The sequence below is a fragment of the Leucobacter celer subsp. astrifaciens genome, from assembly GCF_001273835.1.
GTDB lineage: Bacteria > Actinomycetota > Actinomycetes > Actinomycetales > Microbacteriaceae > Leucobacter > Leucobacter celer.
This window is the reverse complement of the sequence record NZ_JHEI01000136.1, coordinates 339,240-355,196: the sequence shown is the minus strand read 5'-3', so window position 1 is coordinate 355,196 and position 15,957 is coordinate 339,240. Positions and strand designations below refer to the sequence as shown.

Genomic DNA, 15,957 nt, shown 5'->3' with positions numbered 1-15,957 from the left:
GACCCGCCCGGTGCCGCCTACCTCCGCAGCACCTTGCGGGCGAGCGCGTTGCCCACCACCTGCGCGAGCTGCACGATGATGACCATGACCAGCACCGTGCCCCAGGTGATCCAGGGATTGAACTGGCGGAAGCCGTACTGCAGCGCGAGGTTGCCGAGACCGCCGCCGCCGATGATGCCGGCGAGGGCCGACATGTCGACGATCGCGATGAACGCGAAAGTGTAGCCGAGGATCAGCGGGCCGAGTCCCTCGGGGATGAGCACCGTGAGGATGATCCGCAGCGGGCCCGCTCCCATGGCGCGCGCGGCCTCGATGACACCCGGATCGACCGTGAGCAGGTTCTGCTCGACGAGGCGCGCAATGCCGAAGGTGGCCGCGAACGAGAGCACGAACATGAACGCCGGGCTCTGGATGCCGGTGCCCACCACGATGCGCGCGAGCGGCTGCAGCGCCACCATCAGGATCAGGAACGGGATCGGGCGGAAGAAGTTGACGAGGACGTTCAGCAGCCAGTAGACCGGCTGGTTCGGCGTGAGCCCGCCCTTGCGGGTGACGACGATGGAGACGCCGATGATCAGGCCGAGCAGGCCGCCGATCAGCAGTGCGACGGCGACGTAGAGCAGCGTCTCGCCGGTCGCGACGAGCACCTTGGGCAGGAATTCGATGACGGCGTCCATCAGGCCAGCACCTCCAGTTCGGTCTGCTGCCCGAGCGCGGCGATGCCGTGCTCGACCTGCAGCTCATCGCCGATGAGTTCGAGGGTGAGCTTGCCGAAGCTCCGCCCGCCGACATCGGTGATGCCGCCGTGCACGATGCTGACGCCGATGCCCCGGTCGGCGAGGGTCTGGAAGACGACGGGCTGATCCACGCCTCCGTCGACGAAGGTGACCGCGACGAGCTTGCCGCGGTGCTTCTCCTGCAGCCTCCGCAGGTGCTCGGGATCGGGCTGCGTCGGCAGCGCCGTGGCGACGAAGCGCCGCGAGGTCTCCGCCTGCGGGCGCGAGAACACGTCGAAGACGTCTCCCTGCTCGACGGCGCGGCCGCCGTCCATCACCGTGACGCGATCGGCGATCTCGCGCACCACCTCCATCTCGTGCGTGATGAGGATGATCGTGATGCCCAGCTCCGCGTTGACCCGCTTCAGCAGCGCGAGCACCTCCTGCGAGGTCTCGGGGTCGAGGGCGCTCGTCGCCTCGTCGGCGAGCAGCACGCCCGGATTGGTCGCGAGCGCGCGGGCGATGCCCACCCGCTGCTTCTGGCCACCCGAGAGCTGCTCCGGATAGGCGCTCGCCTTGTCCGCGAGCCCGACGAAGGACAACAGCTCGGCGACGCGGTCCTTGCGCTCGGCAGCGGGCATTCCCGCCACGACGAGCGGATAGGCGACGTTCTGCGCCACCGTCTTCGAGCGGAAGAGGTTGAAGTGCTGGAAGATCATGCCGATCTCGGTGCGTTCGCGGCGCAGCTCGCGCTCGCTCATCGCGGCGACATCGTTCTCGCCGACCAGGATCCGGCCCGAGGTGACGTGCTCGAGGCCGTTGATGAGGCGCAGCAGCGTGCTCTTGCCCGCACCCGAGTAGCCGATGATGGCGTGGATCTCGCCCGACGCCACGTCGATCGAGACGTCGTCGACCGCGGTGATCGTGCCGGCAGCACGACCGCGCACGGGATACTCCTTCACCACCCGTTCGATCGTCACTCTGGTCATGCTGCACCTTCCCTGTGATGCGGATGCGGCGGGTGCGCGATCCGCGCACCCGCCTCCGTCGTCGCGCCCGGAGGGCGCAGAACGAGCTTAGTTGCCCGCGAGATCCTGCTGCACCGTGGCGAGGCTCTCCTGCAGCTCCGCGGCGGGAGTCTGCACGAAGACGGCGGTGTCGCCGGAGTTCGCGTAGACGCCGTCGAGCACGTCCTGGCTGTTCTGGTAGATCTCGACGAGCTTCAGGTAGGTCGGGTTGTTCGTGTCCTCGGCGCGCGAGACGAACAGGTTGATGTAGGGGAAGGCCGCCGGATCGTTCGGATCGTCCTGCGCGATGGCGTCGGAGGCGACGAGGCCCGCGTCGCCCACGAAGTCGTTGTTGATGATCGCCGCGGCGACGTCGCCGAGCGAGGTCGCGGTGAGCGCCGCGTCGAGCTCCTGCACCTTGACGCGCGACTCCGACTCGACGATCTCGTCCGGCGTGGACACCACGGATCCGCCACCCTCGAGCTCGAGCAGACCGGCCGACTGCAGCACCAGCAGGGCGCGGGCGCGGTTGACCTCGTCCGAGGGAATCGCGACGGTCTCGCCGGCGGGGATGTCCTCGACGCTGTCGTACTTCTTCGAGTAGAGGCCCAGCGGGTAGATCGCGGTGGCCCCGATCGGCTGCAGGTCGTCGCCGGTGGCGTTGTTGTGCTGGGCCAGGAAGATGGTGTGCTGGAACTGGTTGAGGTCGATCTCACCGCTCGTCAGAGCGGGGTTCGCGAGGTTGTAGTCGGCGAAGTCGACGAGCTCGACCTCGATCCCCTCCTCGGCGGCGGCGTCGACGAAGATCTCCCAGTAGGGGTCGCTCGCTCCGACCACACCGAGCTTGACGGTCTCGGTGCCGGCCTCTCCCGACGCCTCGTCCGCCGGGGCATCGGACGACGGGCCCGCGCAGGCGGTCAGCAGCAGCGCGAAGGCTGCGATTGATGCGGCGAGCACGCCGCGCTTCTTGAAGGTCATGATCATCCTCTGCAAATCGAGTCTGGTGCGGAAACGCGCCGCAGCGCACGCGGCGGCGGACCGTTCCAGCGTGACGGATGTCGCATAGGAGCCGAAATCGCGGTGTCACACGGCGTCATCCGCATGGGATACTGGAGCTGACGTCGACGCGTCGCCGGCGGGCAGGCCGATCCCTCTTCACACCATTGAAAGGAACCCTCCGTTCACATGATTCAGCGTGCTGATGCTCACCTTGAGGCGTGGAAGGCGAAGCAGGAACTCGCAGAGCGGATGATTCCGCTGATCGGGCAGCTGTACCGCGACCACGACGTGGTCATGTCCGTGCACGGCCGGAGCCTGGTGGGGCGCTCCCCCATCGACATCATCCGAGCCCACAGCTTCGCCCGGAAGATCGACGACGTCGAGCTGCCGCTCGCAGAGACCTCCGCCGTGGTCGAGGCGCTCGCCCGCATCCAGCCCGGCCCCGTCTCGGTCGACCTGGCCCTGCTCGCCAACGGCTTCCGCACCGCCGGCGGCGACGACCTCGACGCCTACCTGCGGGAGCAGCTCGCTCCGGCGATCGACGCGCAGCCCGGCCAGGGCACCGACGTCGTGCTCTACGGCTTCGGCCGCATCGGCCGCCTGCTCGCCCGCATCATCATCGACCACTCCGGCAGCGGCAACGGCCTCAACCTGCGCGCCATCGTGGTGCGCAAGGGCTCGGAGAACGACCTCGCCAAGCGCGCGAACCTGCTGCGCCGCGACTCCGTGCACGGCCCGTTCAACGGGACGATCAAGGTACTGGAGGACGAGGACGCGATCCTGGCGAACGGCGTGCGCATCCAGGTCATCTACTCGAACGATCCGGCCAGCGTCGACTACGCGCAGTACGGCATCAAGGACGCCATCCTGGTCGACAACACCGGCCGGTGGCGCGACGCCGACGGGCTCTCTCAGCACCTGCAGAACACGGGCATCGCCCGCGTGCTCCTCACGGCACCCGGCAAGGGCGACATGCTCAACGTGGTCTTCGGCGTCAACAGCGACAAGATCACCGCCGAGCACACGATCCTCAGCGCCGCGTCGTGCACCACGAACGCGATCACGCCCGTGCTCAAGGTCATCAACGACCGCTTCGGCGTCAAGCGCGGCCACGTCGAGACGGTCCACTCGTACACCAACGATCAGAACCTCATCGACAACTTCCACAAGGGCGACCGCCGCGGCCGTTCGGCGGCGCTCAACATGGTGCTCACGGAGACCGGCGCCGCGAAGGCCGTCTCGAAGGCGCTGCCCGAGTTCGAGGGCAAGCTCACGGGCAACGCGATCCGGGTTCCCACCCCCGACGTGTCGATGGCGGTGCTGAACCTGCAGCTCGAGAGCGAGACCACGCGCGACGAGATCAATCAGTTCCTCGAGCAGGTCTCGCTGACCGGTGCGCTGCGCACTCAGATCGACTACGTCGAGTCGGCCGAGATCGTGTCGACCGACTTCGTCGGCTCGAACCGTGCCGGCATCGTCGACGGACTCGCCACGATCGTCACCGGGGACAGCGCCGTGCTGTACGTCTGGTACGACAATGAGTACGGCTACAGCTGCCAGGTGGTTCGCATCATCGAGCAGCTCGCCGGAAACCACCCCGCGCACCTTCCGGCGCGCGAGGCCTGAGCCGCGGTCGCGGCCTCAGCACACCCGAGAGAAAGGACCGGAGATGTCGGAGAAGTACCTCATCGGAGTAGACGGATCTGAGCAGAGCCGGGTGGCCCTCGCGTGGGGCCTCGCGCGCGCGACCGAGCACGGCGCTTCCGTGGAGCTGCTGCACGTGGCCGACGACTCGTTCCTCTCGGAGAGCGTCGCGTTCCTCTCGGAGGCGCAGGAGGCCTCGGAGCAGATGCTGCAGGGCGAGACGGAGTTCGCCCGCAGCCTCGGCTTCGAGGGCCGCATCTCGGGTACCGCGGTGGTGGGCCACCCCATCGCGGAGGTGGAGGAGGCGTCCAGGCGCGCGGACCTGCTGGTGCTCGGCGCGCACGGCGGCAGCCGCTTCGCCGGATCGTTCTTCGGCACCCGCGCGGTCAAGGCGGCGGCGACGGCTCACTGCCCGGTCGCGGTCGTTCCGAAGCACGAGCCCGGGACCGGCGTGGTGGTCGGCGTCGACGGCTCGGAGGCCTCCAAGCGGGCCATCGCGTTCGCGGCCGAGGAGGCCTCGCTGCGCGGCACCCCCCTGGTCGCGGTGTACGCCTGGATGCCGCCGCTCACGCCCGGCCTCGAGTACCTGTGGAGCGAGGAGCTCGTCGAATCGCAGCGCGCCGCGGCCGAGGAGGCGATCGCCATCGGCGTCGCGGGGCTCGCGAGCCGCTACCCGGATCTGGAGGTCCGCCGGGAGATCGTGCAGTCTCCCCCCGTCGCGGCGCTCGTGCAGGCGGCGGAGCACGCCGAGCTGCTCGTCGTCGGCAGCCGCGGCCGCGGCGGCATCTCGCGGCTGCTGCTCGGCTCGGTGAGCCACGGCGTGCTGCAGGCGCTGCCGTGCCCGGTCGTGGTCACCCGGGCGTAGCCGACGCTCGGACGCATCGCGGATGAGGATCACTCGGTCCCTGACCTGGCTCGCCGTGGGCGCAGCGCTCCTGCTCGCGCCCACGGCCTGCGCCTCGGCTCCGACGGAGAGCCCGGGCGACGGCGGCGGTTCGGGTACCTCGAGTGAGGCCCCCACCGCGGCTCCAGCACCGGACGCGCCGAGCCCCGCGGAGGCTCGGCATCGGCAGGCCGCGGATCTGGTCGCCGCCGCCTCCACCCGCGAGAATGTCGCGAGCGTGCTGATGGCCACCGCGCCCGGCACCGATCCCGAAGCCCTGGGGGCCTTCGTGACCGATCACGGCCTGGGCGGCTTCATCCTGATGGGCGGCAACGTGCCGGGCACTCCGGAGGAGCTCTCCGTCATCACCGCCGGTTTCTCCCCCGACCCCGCCTATCCCGCGCTCGTCGCCATCGACGAGGAGGGAGGCATGGTGTCGCGCCTGCCGTGGGACGACTTCCCCGGCGCCGACACGCTCAAGTTCGAGGATGCCGCGGCCACCGAGCGGGCCTTCGCCGGTCGTGCTGCGCTGCTCGCCGAAGCGGGGATCAACGTCAACTTCGGGATCGTGGCCGACGTCGCAGAGGACCCCGCCGGTTTCATCTATTCCCGCGCGCTCGGCGCGACCCCGTCCGATGCCGCCTCGCGGGTCTCCGCGGCCGTGCAGGGCGAGCGCGGCACCGTCTTCTCCACGCTCAAGCACTTCCCGGGGCACGGGGCCGCGCCGGGCGACTCGCACGCGCAGATCCCGAGCTCCGGCGTCGCCCTCGAGGACTGGTCGGCCGGGGAGGCGCAGCCGTTCCGAGCCGGCATCGACGCCGGGGCGGAACTCCTGATGTTCGGCCACCTGGCGTTCACCGCGGTCGACGCCGCCCCGGCGTCCCTCTCCGCGGAGTGGCATCGCCTCGCCCGGGAGGAGATGGGGTTCACCGGCGTCGCAGTATCCGATGACCTCGGCATGCTGCTCTCCTCCGGCATCGACGAGTTCAGGGACCCCGTGCGCAACGCCGCGGCGGCCCTCGCCGCCGGCAACGACCTGCTCGTGCTCGTGGCGGGCAGCGACCAGGAGACGCTGACGGCGACGATCGATGGACTGACCGCGGAGGTGGAGCAGGGCAGGATCCCGCAGGAGCGCCTGGAGGAGGCCGCGGTGCGGGTCGCCGAGTTGCGCCTCGAGGCCGGCGAGCGCACGAGCGGGTAGCCGCCGAGCGAGCGGCGTCCGCCGATCGCTAGGGTTGATGGACGAGGAAAGGCGGAGCGGCATGACTGAGGTGCGGATCGAGCGAGTGGTCACGAGCGGACTGATCGGGGCGGGCCGACCCGGCTTCCCGCCCGAGGGTGTCGCGCTCGAGAACAACGTGTGGGTGATCGGCGACGACGCCGAGGCGATCGTGATCGACGCGGCGCACGACGCCGACGCGATCGCCCGCGCCGTGGGCGATCGCGAGACGCTCGGGATCCTGCTCACGCACGGCCACGAGGATCACGTGAACGCGGCCCTCGCGACCGCCGCGCTGCTCGACACCCACCTCTACCTGCACCCGGCGGACCTCTTCCTCTGGGAGCAGACCCACGGCTCCCAGACGCCCGATTTCGAACTCGCGGACGGCGCGGGCTTCACGGTGGCCGGCACGGAGATCGTGACCCTGCACACCCCGGGACACACCCCGGGGTCGGTCTGCTTCGCGGCCCCCGCGCTCGGCACCGTGTTCTCGGGCGACACGCTCTTCCGCGGCGGGCCCGGAGCCACCCGGTGGGAGTACTCCAGCTTCGAGCAGATCGTGACGTCGATCCGCGGCCAGCTGTTCACGCTGCCCGCCGACACGAGCGCGCGACCCGGTCACGGCGACAGCACGACCATTGCGCAGGAGCAGCCGGACCTCGAAGCCTGGCTCGCCCGCGGCTGGTAGAGCGGAACGCCGCTCGAGGGGTAGTCTTTCCTGGTCGCAGTGCTGCGCCGATCCCGCCCCGCTCGAAAGGCGCCCATGCACCAGTTCACCCCGCTCCGCCGCAACCTCGCGCTCTTCGCGCTCGCGCTGGGCGGCTTCGGCATCGGCGTCACGGAGTTCGCCGCGATGGGGCTGCTGCCGGACATCGCGCGCGAACTGATCCCGGGGTTCGAGCAGTCCCCCGACACGGTCATCGCGCAGGCCGGCCTGCTCATCTCGGCCTATGCCCTCGGGGTGGTCGTCGGCGCTCCCGTGTTCGCCGTGCTCGCGGCGCGCATGTCGCAGAGCCGCCTGGCGTTCTGGCTGCTCGGTCTGTTCATCGTGGGCACGGTCGCCTCCGCGCTCATGCCCACCTTCGGCACGCTCGCGCTGTTCCGCTTCGTCGCGGCGCTGCCCCACGGCGCCTACTTCGGCGTGGCCTCGCTGCTCGCCGCCCGCATCATGGGGCCGGGCAGTCAGGGGCGCGGCGTCGCGCTCGCCATGTCGGGTCTCACCATCGCGAACGTGTTCGGCGTTCCGATCGCCACCTGGCTCGGCCAGGCCTTCGGCTGGCGCATCGCGCTCGTCTTCGTGGCGCTGATCTTCGCCGCCGCGCTGCTGCTCGTGCTCGCGTTCCTCCCCCGCTTCCCCGGTAACCCGGACCGCAGCCCGCTCAAGGAGCTCTCCGCCCTGCGCAATCCGCGCACCTGGATCATGATCGCGGTCGGATCGGTCGGCTTCGGCGGCTTCTTCGCGGTCTACTCCTACATCGCCGAGGTCACGACGCGGGAGACCGGGCTCGGCCCGGGCATCGTCCCCTGGGTGCTGGCCTGCCTCGGCGTCGGGATGACCATCGGGAACCTGCTCGGCGGTTGGGCGAGCGATCGCGACCTCAGGCGCACGATCACGTGGGGCTTCATGTCGTTCATCGCGGTGCTGGTGCTCTACACCCAGGTGGCGCAGTTCGCCGTGGGGCTCTTCGTCAGCGTCTTCCTGCTCGGACTCACCTCGTCGACGTTGATCCCCTCGATCCAGACCCGCCTGATCCGCATCTCGGACGAGGCGGCGCTGCTCGGGGCGGCGGTGAACCACGCCGCGTTCAACGTCGGCAACAGCCTCGGGGCGTGGCTCGGCGGCGTCGTGATCGCCGGCGGACTCGGCTATCTCGCACCCGGCTGGGTCGGTGCCGCGCTGGGAGCGCTGGGCTTCGCGCTCGCCATGCTCAGCCTGGCGGTCGAACGGCGCGACAAGGCCCGCGACCTGAACACGGTCGGGATCCCGATCAGGGGCGACTGACGAGAGCCGCGGTCGGCACGGCGGTCACGCCGGGTACAGCGGATTGTGCCCGGCTGCGACGCGTTCGCTCGCGGGGACCGGCCCCGGCGCGGTGCCCTCGCCGAACGGCGAGCCGCCGAGTCGTTCCCGCCCGTGAGGCTCGAGCCAGTTCGAGAGCTCCGGCCCGGCCGGCACGATGCGGGTCGGATTGATGTCGGTGTGCGTCGCGTAGTAGTGCCGCTTGATCTGCGCGAAGTCGACGGTGTCGCCGAAGCCCGGCGTCTGGAACAGGTCGCGCGCGTAGGCCCAGAGCCGATCCATCTCGGCCAGCTTGTTGCGGTTCGTCTTGAAGTGCCCGTGATACACCGCGTCGAAGCGCACGAGCGTCGTGAAGAGGCGCACATCGGCCTCGGTGATGGTGTCGCCGACGAGATAGCGGCTGCCGGCCAACCGGTCCTCGAGCCAGTCCATCGCCTCCCACAGCCGCGCGTACGCGGCGTCGTAGGCCTCCTGGCTTCCCGCGAAGCCGCAGCGGTACACGCCGTTGTTGATCTCGGTGAAGACCCGCTCGATCACGGGCCGCATCTCCGCGAGCCGATCCTCGGGCAGCAGATCCGGTGCGCCCTCCCGGTGGAACTCCCGCCACTGCGTCGAGAAGTCGAGGGTGATCTGCGGGTAGTCGTTGGTGACGACCGCCCCGCTCGGCACGTCGACGATCGCCGGCACCGTGATGCCGCGCGGGTAGTCGGGAAAGCGCTTGAAGTAGTTCTGCTGCAGGCGCTCGGTGCCGAGCACGGGGTCGACACCGCCGACGTTCTCAGGCGATCCCTCGAGATCGAAGGTCCAGGACCGCGCGTCGTGCACCGGGCCCGGGCGCCCCAGCGAGATCACGTTCTCGAGCCCGAGCAGGCGCCGCACGATCACGGTTCGATTGGCCCAGGGGCAGGCCGCGGCTGCGACGAGCCGGTACCGCCCGGGCTCCACCGGCCACGCCTCGGCGTCGGGAGCGAGGCCGTACCCGACCGACCCGATCTTCGAGGGCGGCGGTGCGGGCAGCGCGCGCACGGCCGCGGGATCCGTCACGATGCGATCCTCGATGTACTGGGTGTCCCGCTCGAACGCCTCGCCGCCCGTCACGTAGCCGCCCATCGCCTGCTCGTCCGCCATGATCCCGTCCTCCCGCTCGATGCTCCCAGCCTAGATCGTCCCGCTACTCGGCGCCCCGGGGATCGTCCGCGAGCGTGCGGAACTCCCGATCGTGGTAGACCATCGGCGCGTGGGCGTCGCCGAAGCGGGCATCCAGCACCTCGGCGACGACGATCACGGAGGCGCCCACACCCAGCGAGTGCAGCGTGCGGCAGCGCAGGGCGACCCGCGATTCCGGCAGATGCGGCTCACCCGTCGGCAGCTCCGTCCACCCTTGATCGGCCGTGAAGCGCTCCGCTCCCGAGACCGCGAAGGAGCGCGCGACATCGGCGTGCCGTGCGTCGAGCAGGTGCACCAGATAGCTGTCGGCGCCCAGGATTCCCCCGGCGCTGCCGGTCGCGCGCGTCACGGAGAACGAGATCGCCGGCGGGTCGATGCCGACGGAGGCGACGCTCGATGCCGTCAGGCCCACCGGCCCCTCCGCCGTCTGCGCGGTGATCAGCGCGACCCCCGTCGGGTGCTCCCGGAACGCCCGTTTGAGCGCCTCCGCCCCGATCTCCGTGTCGATGTCCCGCTCCGGCCCGCTCAGGTCCGACCCCATTCCGCATTCTCCCTTCCGAGCGCGATCCCATCCGAAGGATCATGCTCCACGGCATCCTCAACGCGGCGTCTCCCGTGAACATTCCGAACCGGTCACCGCGTCCGCGACCACGAGCGTACTCTGGTGTCATGAGGCTGCGCGAGATCCCCCTGACCACCATCGACGGCACCACGACGACGCTCGCCGAGTACGCCGACCGGGCGGTGCTCGTCGTGAACGTAGCGTCGCGCTGCGGGCTGACCCCGCAGTACACGAAGCTCGAGGAGCTGCAGCGGCGATACGAGGACCGGGGGTTCACTGTGCTCGGCTTCCCCTGCAACCAGTTCATGAACCAGGAGCCCGGCGACGCCGAGGAGATCAAGACCTTCTGCTCGACGAGCTACGGGGTCACGTTTCCGCTCATGGCGAAGGTGCGCGTCAACGGGCGCCGCAAGCACCCGCTCTACGAACTGCTGCACGAGGTGCCCGATGCGGCCGGGAAGACCGGCCGGGTCAAGTGGAACTTCGAGAAGTTCGTGGTGGCGCCGGACGACTCGATCGCGCGGTTCCGGCCGACGGTGGAGCCCGACGATCCCGCGGTGATCGACGCGATCGAGACCGCCCTGCCGCGCTGAGCGCGATCGACCCGGAGTAGGGTTGACGAGGACCCGTCAGCGGACGCGGACCCGTCATCACAGGGGCGCATCGCGCCGGAAAGGGGGCACCATGGTGCTCGAGGTCGGCGCGCAGGCGCCGGATTTCACGCTGTCGGATCAGCACGGCGAGGAGCTGACGCTGTCGGAGCTCGTCGCGGAGGGGCCGGTCGCGCTGGTCTTCTTCCCGCTCGCGTTCTCGGGCATCTGCACCGGTGAGCTGTGCGAGCTGCGCGACAACCTGTCGGTGTTCTCCGACAGCAAGGTGCGGCTCGTGGGCGTCTCGGTCGATTCCGTCTACGCGCTCAAGGCGTGGGCCGAGCAGGAGGGCTACGAGTTCTCGATCCTCTCCGACTTCTGGCCGCACGGCGCGGTCGCGCAGCAGTACGGCGTGTTCGTCGAGGAGGCCGGCATCGCGACACGCGCGACGCTCGTGATCGGCGAGGATCGCCGCGTGCTCGCGTCCTTCGAGACGGCGCCGGGCCAGCCCCGCGACTTCGCGGCGTATCGCGACGCACTGGCCGCGATCGGCTAGTCTCCCCGATTCGCAGCCGCGCGGCGGTCTCCCCTACACTATGGGGAGCCCGCCGCGCGGGCGAGGGGCCTGTAGCTCAGCTGGTAGAGCGCCACGTTTACACCGTGGATGTCGTCGGTTCGATCCCGGCCGGGCCCACTCGAAGCACCACAGAGGGAGTCGCCACCGGGGTTCGAGAACGCCGCGTCGAAATACCTCGCCCTCGAAGCGAATGCTCCCGAGCAGTGTCCACGGACGATGGCATTCTGGTCGATGTGGTCTGAACCCTCATCGGCCAGGCGCTCGATCCCGCCCGGGCTTACTTCCCCGGCCAACCCGTTAGTCGAGGAAGTAGGCCAGAACTTTCTCTTCGGAGTCCAAGACTTCCTCCGAAGCCACGCCAACCTCCAGCGCAAGGTTGACGGACCCGACGAGTGCTACTCTCACGTCTGGCGAGAACGCGCGCCCGAGCATCTCGATGTAGTCCGACATGGCTGCGTCGAGCTGCTCAACAAGCTCCTGGTACTCAACAGCAAGCCGCTCATCAAGCACGCGCTGTTCTTCGAGGTAGCGCTCGATGAGTTCAGATTCACGCCTGGAAAGTGAACTTGACGCTGTCCGGTACAGCACCAAGCCCACAGTGTTGCCGATCACGGCACCGAGGATAGGCACCGGGATGAAGGCCTGACCGATGAAGGAAGACAGCGCGCCCACTGCGGCCTCCAACGAGATGAGTTCGGCGTTCTCGATGAACTCCTGCTCGTCGATCTCGCTGCGCCGGAGCTTGTTTGCCTGCTCAGCGACGCCGAAAGCAGCGGTGACAATCGCGCTGGCCGCCGCAGCGGATGTCGCGGTGAAGTTGGTGAGTGTATAGATACTCAAACCGCGCGTTCCCCCCTTGGCGAAGCCGAAGCCGGTCTCACAGGCGATTGCCGCCCAGTCGTCGCCAGTGAACTCGCTCAGCCTCTTGCCTGTGCGCCGCTTCGCAACCACGGCCATGACAAAGGTTGCGCTTCCTTCGATCGCAGCTGCCGTGACGGTCACCTGCGAGCCCTGCTTCAGAGAAGGTTTACTCTCCAGATAGGCGGAGTCACGCTGACCCTGATCAGTCTCGCGCAGGGAGTCCTTCTCCGCCGCCATCGTCGCACCGTATGCTCCTTGCTGCACCTCACGGTAGCCAAGGTGCGACGGTTCGAGGGATTCAAAGGGAACCGAGCCTTCCTCGAAGAATGCTTGAACTCTCTGCCAGTCCTTGAACGATAGCCCATCGCTCGAGCGCGAGAGAGCCTTACCCGCCTCCTCGCGGGGCATGAGGTAAAGCTCCCGCACCACTTCGTAGTGGTTGCTCGGGATCTGGTACCTGTGGCCGCTCTCGATGAAGCCGGGGTACCTTCTTAGATGCTCGGCAATCGCGCCGAGTCCGAAATTACCTCCTGCCGCATAGAACTTCTGCTGGATCGCGACCCCTTCCCGCATGAGATCGAACGGCCCGTTGTCGTCTACCCACTCATAGACCTTGTTCCCGCCCAGAATCTGACTTCGGGCATTACTGACTCCGGTCTCGGCAACCTCAGCGATGAACCCGTGCATGCCTTTCAGCCCGCCCCGGTTACTCGCGACTACCTTCTTGATCTCGTCAACCGCCTCATCGACACTGGCCAGGGCATCACGGAGATTTACGTCCTGCCTGCGGAGAGCATCTACCAGCTGATCCAGCCGGAGCTGGTTAAGGTAGTTCGCCCACGCTGCGACTGCCTGCTCCTGTCCGCTCTTCGCGATCTTTGCGGCGTCGCCCTCGACGCTCCTCGTCCCGCTATTCACCGTCGCCCTCCTGCTCGATGCGAAGGCTCAGCTGAGCTGCGCACGCTTTCGTGTTGTTCACCAGGGCAGCAAGCTGAGACTGTTGTTCTTTGGGCAGTGTCCTGAAGTCGACACCGAAGAATGGCAGTGCTTCCCTATAGTTCTTCGAGAGCATCTGACGCAGGGATGCCGTGCGCTGCAGAAGGTCGCCGATTTGCCCATCCATGGCTCTCACGAGCGCGGTGTTCTGCTTCACAGCTGTGAGCGCTTCCTGCTTCGCTTCGCGGTTCTCGAACTTCTTCTTCGCGAAAAGCGCGATCGAGGCGAGGAGTGTGGCACCCGCGACAGTCCACCCAATGGGGCCGGCCAGCGCGAGCAGTGCGCTGCCCGCGGCTGCGCCGCCTCCTCCAGCAGCGATCGCCCCGCCACCGAGCCAGGCGAGTGCGGCTTTGGTTGCAGCAGCTCCAGTCAGTGTCGAGATCGCGGTGCCGGTCGAAGCCGTACCGAAAGTCGTCGCCACCCAGAGCGCAGCCGACGGTGCCATACTCGCTACAGCAACGCCAGCGGTGAATCCAGCCCCGGCACCAGTGACCGATTTACGGGCCGCTTCAAGATCCTTACGGGCGAACTCCTCAGCGTCCAAGAACCGTGCCTTGTTCACATCAATCTCTTCGAAGTCAGTTTCAAACGACTTCGGGGTGTTGGCGATGCTCGTCACTAGCAACTCGACGAACTCGATCAAGTCGGTGGAGCGTTCCCGCTGCCGTAGCAGTGTGAGGCCTTTGTCACTCATCATGATGAACGCACCGTTGTAATCCGCGATGGCTGCCTCGTAGGGATCGGGTTCCTTCGCCGTGAGCTTTTCGACCCTGCCATTCGTAAACTCTTTAGTGGAGTCCATGATGCCCTCCGCCTGTTCAGCGATCTGGGTTGACTTCTCACGAGCAAACCTCCCGATACCGCTGGTGGCCTTGCCGATGCTGTCCTTGGCTTTGTCTATAGCCCTCGGTTCAACCATTGCGATCTCCAAACTGCAGCTATGCGCTCATTCTCATCTGAGCGTATCGAGCACCACCGACACAGTGAGCACGCTCTAGTGGTTCTCACACTTGCGAGTAATGGTTTGACGGCAACGGAGAGGCCACGACATCGGCGCTGGAGCCCACGCCATCCGTGCGTCGACCTCAACGGATCTTGGCCAGCGCCATTCCCCGGCGAACCCCGGACCACCGCGCGAGTGCTTTCACGCTGACACTGTTCGTTCGGGCTATCCGTTTGGCTTCCACTTCCCAGTACGTCGGTCACGTTCAAGGCCCTCTCCTTGGCTCCGACGGTACTTCGACGAGTAGATCATCCGGCATCACCGGCCGCAGGATCACCGCCTGAGCCACGATTTCATGCGGAACTCAGCTACCCGGCCCGCTGTCGTCTGTTCCCACATTGATCGATGAGTCCACCCGAGAATCCATCTTCGCGATCCGCTTCGACCGCCCCTGTGCGCGGCGTTCTTCCCCGCGACCCCGCCAGGTGGCGTACGCTTCGAGTATTCGGGTCTGTTTGGATCCGATCTCAGGGCGGATGGAGTATCCGTCTGCCCGCTCTGAAAGTCGCAGGTGCACAGATGCCGCTCTCCATAGGAATCTTCGGTCGATCGTCATTGGAGAACGAGCACCGGCTGCCGGTGCACCCGAGCCACTTCCAGCGGCTCGACCCCCGAATCGCCGCCTGCCTCTTCATCGAAGCGGGTTACGGCGACAAGTTCGACGTGACGGACGACGAGCTGGCTCCGCACGTCGGAGGCGTACTGACCCGGTCCGAACTGATCGAACGCTGCGACGTGATCCTGCTCCCCAAGATGCAGCCGGCGGACCTGGCCGCGCTGCGCGACGGGCAGACGGTGTGGGGCTGGCCCCACTGCGTGCAGGACGCCGAGATCGCGCAGCTCGCGATCGACAAGAAGCTGACCCTGATCGCCTTCGAAGCGATGAACCACTGGAAGAGCGACGGGAGCTTCGGCCTCCACGTCTTCCATAAGAACAACGAACTCGCGGGTTATGCCTCCGTCATCCACAGTCTGGAGATCATGGGGGTCACCGGCGCCTACGGCCGGCGCCTGACTGCTGCGGTGATCGGCTTCGGCGCAACCGCGCGCGGGGCGGTCACCGCGCTCAACGCGCACGGGATCCATGAGGTCAGAGTGCTGACGATGCGCAGCATCTCCGCAGTGGCGTCCCCGATCCACTCCGCCCGGATCGTGCAGATCGACCATGTCGAAGACGCGGAGGGCGGCGGCAGCTTCGCGATCACCGACGACGACGGTCGAGTACCGCTCGCGCCCTACCTCGCGGAGAGCGACATCGTGGTCAACTGTACGCTGCAGGACCCGGAGAACCCGATCATCTATCTGCGGGACGAGGATCTGGACGCCTTCAGGCCCGGCTCGCTGATCGTCGACGTGTCCTGCGACGAGGGGATGGGATTCAGCTGGGCCGAACCGACCACGTTCGACGACCCGGTGTTCATGGTCGGCAACCGGGTGCACTACTACGCCGTCGACCACACGCCCTCCCTGCTCTGGAACTCGGCCACCTGGGAGATCAGCGAGGCGATCTCCTCCTATCTGGAGACGGTGAGCGCGGGGCGGGCAGCCTGGCAGCAGGACGAGACCATCCGCAAGGCCATCGAGATCCAGGACGGCGTCGTGCTCAACGAGGCGGTTCTCGCGTTCCAGGGACGCGAGAAGGAGTACCCGCACGCGCGTCGCTGATCGTCGGGGCCCGGCCCCGGAGACCTCGAAGCCAGCCGTCGCCGC

At 67.8% G+C, this 15,957-nt stretch carries 15 protein-coding genes and 1 tRNA gene; 9 read left to right on the top strand and 7 right to left on the bottom strand.

Features of this window, described 5'->3' with window-relative positions:
- Nucleotides 1-17: 17 nt before the first annotated feature.
- The 3 genes from AMS65_RS09775 to AMS65_RS09765 form a co-directional block, all read right to left on the bottom strand.
- Nucleotides 18-677 (bottom strand): methionine ABC transporter permease, encoded by a 660-nt coding sequence (locus AMS65_RS09775; RefSeq protein ID WP_053383958.1) that lies wholly within the window; start codon nucleotides 675-677, stop codon nucleotides 18-20.
- On the bottom strand, nucleotides 677-1,705 hold the full coding sequence (locus AMS65_RS09770; protein WP_053383957.1) for a methionine ABC transporter ATP-binding protein: 1,029 nt from the start codon (nucleotides 1,703-1,705) through the stop codon (nucleotides 677-679). The genes AMS65_RS09775 and AMS65_RS09770 overlap by 1 nt, the downstream gene beginning before the upstream one ends.
- A gap of 87 nt (nucleotides 1,706-1,792) precedes the next feature.
- Nucleotides 1,793-2,701 (bottom strand): MetQ/NlpA family ABC transporter substrate-binding protein, encoded by a 909-nt coding sequence (locus AMS65_RS09765; RefSeq protein ID WP_053383956.1) that lies wholly within the window; start codon nucleotides 2,699-2,701, stop codon nucleotides 1,793-1,795.
- A 207-nt stretch (nucleotides 2,702-2,908) separates the two neighbouring features.
- Here AMS65_RS09765 and AMS65_RS09760 point away from each other — a divergent pair, with 207 nt between their 5' ends.
- The 5 genes from AMS65_RS09760 (at nucleotide 2,909) to AMS65_RS09740 (ending at nucleotide 8,473) form a co-directional block, all read left to right on the top strand.
- Entirely contained in the window at nucleotides 2,909-4,348 is a 1,440-nt protein-coding gene (locus AMS65_RS09760; protein ID WP_053383955.1) for a glyceraldehyde-3-phosphate dehydrogenase, read from the top strand.
- A 43-nt stretch (nucleotides 4,349-4,391) separates the two neighbouring features.
- Nucleotides 4,392-5,231, top strand: a complete 840-nt coding sequence (locus AMS65_RS09755) for a universal stress protein (protein WP_053383954.1) — start codon at nucleotides 4,392-4,394, stop codon at nucleotides 5,229-5,231.
- A gap of 22 nt (nucleotides 5,232-5,253) precedes the next feature.
- On the top strand, nucleotides 5,254-6,450 hold the full coding sequence (locus AMS65_RS09750; RefSeq protein ID WP_053383953.1) for a glycoside hydrolase family 3 N-terminal domain-containing protein: 1,197 nt from the start codon (nucleotides 5,254-5,256) through the stop codon (nucleotides 6,448-6,450).
- Nucleotides 6,451-6,511: 61 nt separating this feature from the next.
- Nucleotides 6,512-7,159 (top strand): MBL fold metallo-hydrolase, encoded by a 648-nt coding sequence (locus AMS65_RS09745; RefSeq protein ID WP_053383952.1) that lies wholly within the window; start codon nucleotides 6,512-6,514, stop codon nucleotides 7,157-7,159.
- A gap of 75 nt (nucleotides 7,160-7,234) precedes the next feature.
- Nucleotides 7,235-8,473, top strand: a complete 1,239-nt coding sequence (locus tag AMS65_RS09740) for an MFS transporter (protein WP_053383951.1) — start codon at nucleotides 7,235-7,237, stop codon at nucleotides 8,471-8,473.
- Nucleotides 8,474-8,497: 24 nt separating this feature from the next.
- On the opposite strand, the gene AMS65_RS09735 is transcribed toward AMS65_RS09740, so the two are convergent.
- A complete protein-coding gene (locus AMS65_RS09735; RefSeq protein WP_083451587.1) occupies nucleotides 8,498-9,619 on the bottom strand; it encodes a glutathione S-transferase family protein in 1,122 nt (373 codons plus the stop codon).
- A gap of 43 nt (nucleotides 9,620-9,662) precedes the next feature.
- On the bottom strand, nucleotides 9,663-10,199 hold the full coding sequence (locus AMS65_RS09730) for a flavin reductase family protein (RefSeq protein WP_083451586.1): 537 nt from the start codon (nucleotides 10,197-10,199) through the stop codon (nucleotides 9,663-9,665).
- Nucleotides 10,200-10,327: 128 nt separating this feature from the next.
- Between AMS65_RS09730 and AMS65_RS09725 the strand changes: the two genes are divergently transcribed.
- The 3 genes from AMS65_RS09725 (at nucleotide 10,328) to AMS65_RS09715 (ending at nucleotide 11,504) form a co-directional block, all read left to right on the top strand.
- Entirely contained in the window at nucleotides 10,328-10,813 is a 486-nt protein-coding gene (locus tag AMS65_RS09725; RefSeq protein WP_053383949.1) for a glutathione peroxidase, read from the top strand.
- A gap of 91 nt (nucleotides 10,814-10,904) precedes the next feature.
- Nucleotides 10,905-11,366 carry a peroxiredoxin gene (locus AMS65_RS09720; protein ID WP_053383948.1) on the top strand — a complete coding sequence of 154 codons (462 nt, stop codon included), beginning with the start codon at nucleotides 10,905-10,907 and terminating at the stop codon, nucleotides 11,364-11,366.
- A gap of 65 nt (nucleotides 11,367-11,431) precedes the next feature.
- Nucleotides 11,432-11,504 (top strand) — tRNA-Val (locus tag AMS65_RS09715).
- Between the two features lie 180 nt (nucleotides 11,505-11,684).
- Here AMS65_RS09715 and AMS65_RS09710 read toward each other — a convergent pair.
- Nucleotides 11,685-13,166 carry a hypothetical protein gene (locus AMS65_RS09710; RefSeq protein ID WP_206541983.1) on the bottom strand — a complete coding sequence of 494 codons (1,482 nt, stop codon included), beginning with the start codon at nucleotides 13,164-13,166 and terminating at the stop codon, nucleotides 11,685-11,687.
- Nucleotides 13,159-14,163: a hypothetical protein gene (locus AMS65_RS09705; protein WP_053383947.1), complete on the bottom strand. Its 1,005-nt coding sequence runs from the start codon at nucleotides 14,161-14,163 to the stop codon at nucleotides 13,159-13,161. Before AMS65_RS09705 ends, AMS65_RS09710 begins: the two co-directional genes overlap by 8 nt.
- Nucleotides 14,164-14,766: 603 nt before the next feature.
- On the opposite strand from AMS65_RS09705, the gene AMS65_RS09700 reads away from it, so the two are divergent.
- The gene (locus AMS65_RS09700; RefSeq protein ID WP_053383946.1) at nucleotides 14,767-15,912 is read left to right on the top strand and encodes a N(5)-(carboxyethyl)ornithine synthase; all 1,146 of its coding nucleotides are present in this window, start codon (nucleotides 14,767-14,769) and stop codon (nucleotides 15,910-15,912) included.
- Nucleotides 15,913-15,957 lie beyond the last annotated feature (45 nt).

Excerpts from the sequence above, each read along its gene's own strand:
- AMS65_RS09735 (WP_083451587.1), bottom strand. The coding sequence starts at position 9,619 with ATGGCGGACGAGCAGGCGATGGGCGGCTACGTGACGGGCGGCGAGGCG.
- AMS65_RS09750 (WP_053383953.1), top strand. The coding sequence starts at position 5,254 with ATGAGGATCACTCGGTCCCTGACCTGGCTCGCCGTGGGCGCAGCGCTC.
- AMS65_RS09725 (WP_053383949.1), top strand. The coding sequence starts at position 10,328 with ATGAGGCTGCGCGAGATCCCCCTGACCACCATCGACGGCACCACGACG.
- AMS65_RS09720 (WP_053383948.1), top strand. The coding sequence starts at position 10,905 with ATGGTGCTCGAGGTCGGCGCGCAGGCGCCGGATTTCACGCTGTCGGAT.
- AMS65_RS09730 (WP_083451586.1), bottom strand. The coding sequence starts at position 10,199 with ATGGGGTCGGACCTGAGCGGGCCGGAGCGGGACATCGACACGGAGATC.
- AMS65_RS09760 (WP_053383955.1), top strand. The coding sequence starts at position 2,909 with ATGATTCAGCGTGCTGATGCTCACCTTGAGGCGTGGAAGGCGAAGCAG.
- AMS65_RS09775 (WP_053383958.1), bottom strand. The coding sequence starts at position 677 with ATGGACGCCGTCATCGAATTCCTGCCCAAGGTGCTCGTCGCGACCGGC.
- AMS65_RS09705 (WP_053383947.1), bottom strand. The coding sequence starts at position 14,163 with ATGGTTGAACCGAGGGCTATAGACAAAGCCAAGGACAGCATCGGCAAG.
- AMS65_RS09740 (WP_053383951.1), top strand. The coding sequence starts at position 7,235 with ATGCACCAGTTCACCCCGCTCCGCCGCAACCTCGCGCTCTTCGCGCTC.
- AMS65_RS09745 (WP_053383952.1), top strand. The coding sequence starts at position 6,512 with ATGACTGAGGTGCGGATCGAGCGAGTGGTCACGAGCGGACTGATCGGG.
- AMS65_RS09765 (WP_053383956.1), bottom strand. The coding sequence starts at position 2,701 with ATGACCTTCAAGAAGCGCGGCGTGCTCGCCGCATCAATCGCAGCCTTC.
- AMS65_RS09770 (WP_053383957.1), bottom strand. The coding sequence starts at position 1,705 with ATGACCAGAGTGACGATCGAACGGGTGGTGAAGGAGTATCCCGTGCGC.
- AMS65_RS09755 (WP_053383954.1), top strand. The coding sequence starts at position 4,392 with ATGTCGGAGAAGTACCTCATCGGAGTAGACGGATCTGAGCAGAGCCGG.
- AMS65_RS09700 (WP_053383946.1), top strand. The coding sequence starts at position 14,767 with ATGCCGCTCTCCATAGGAATCTTCGGTCGATCGTCATTGGAGAACGAG.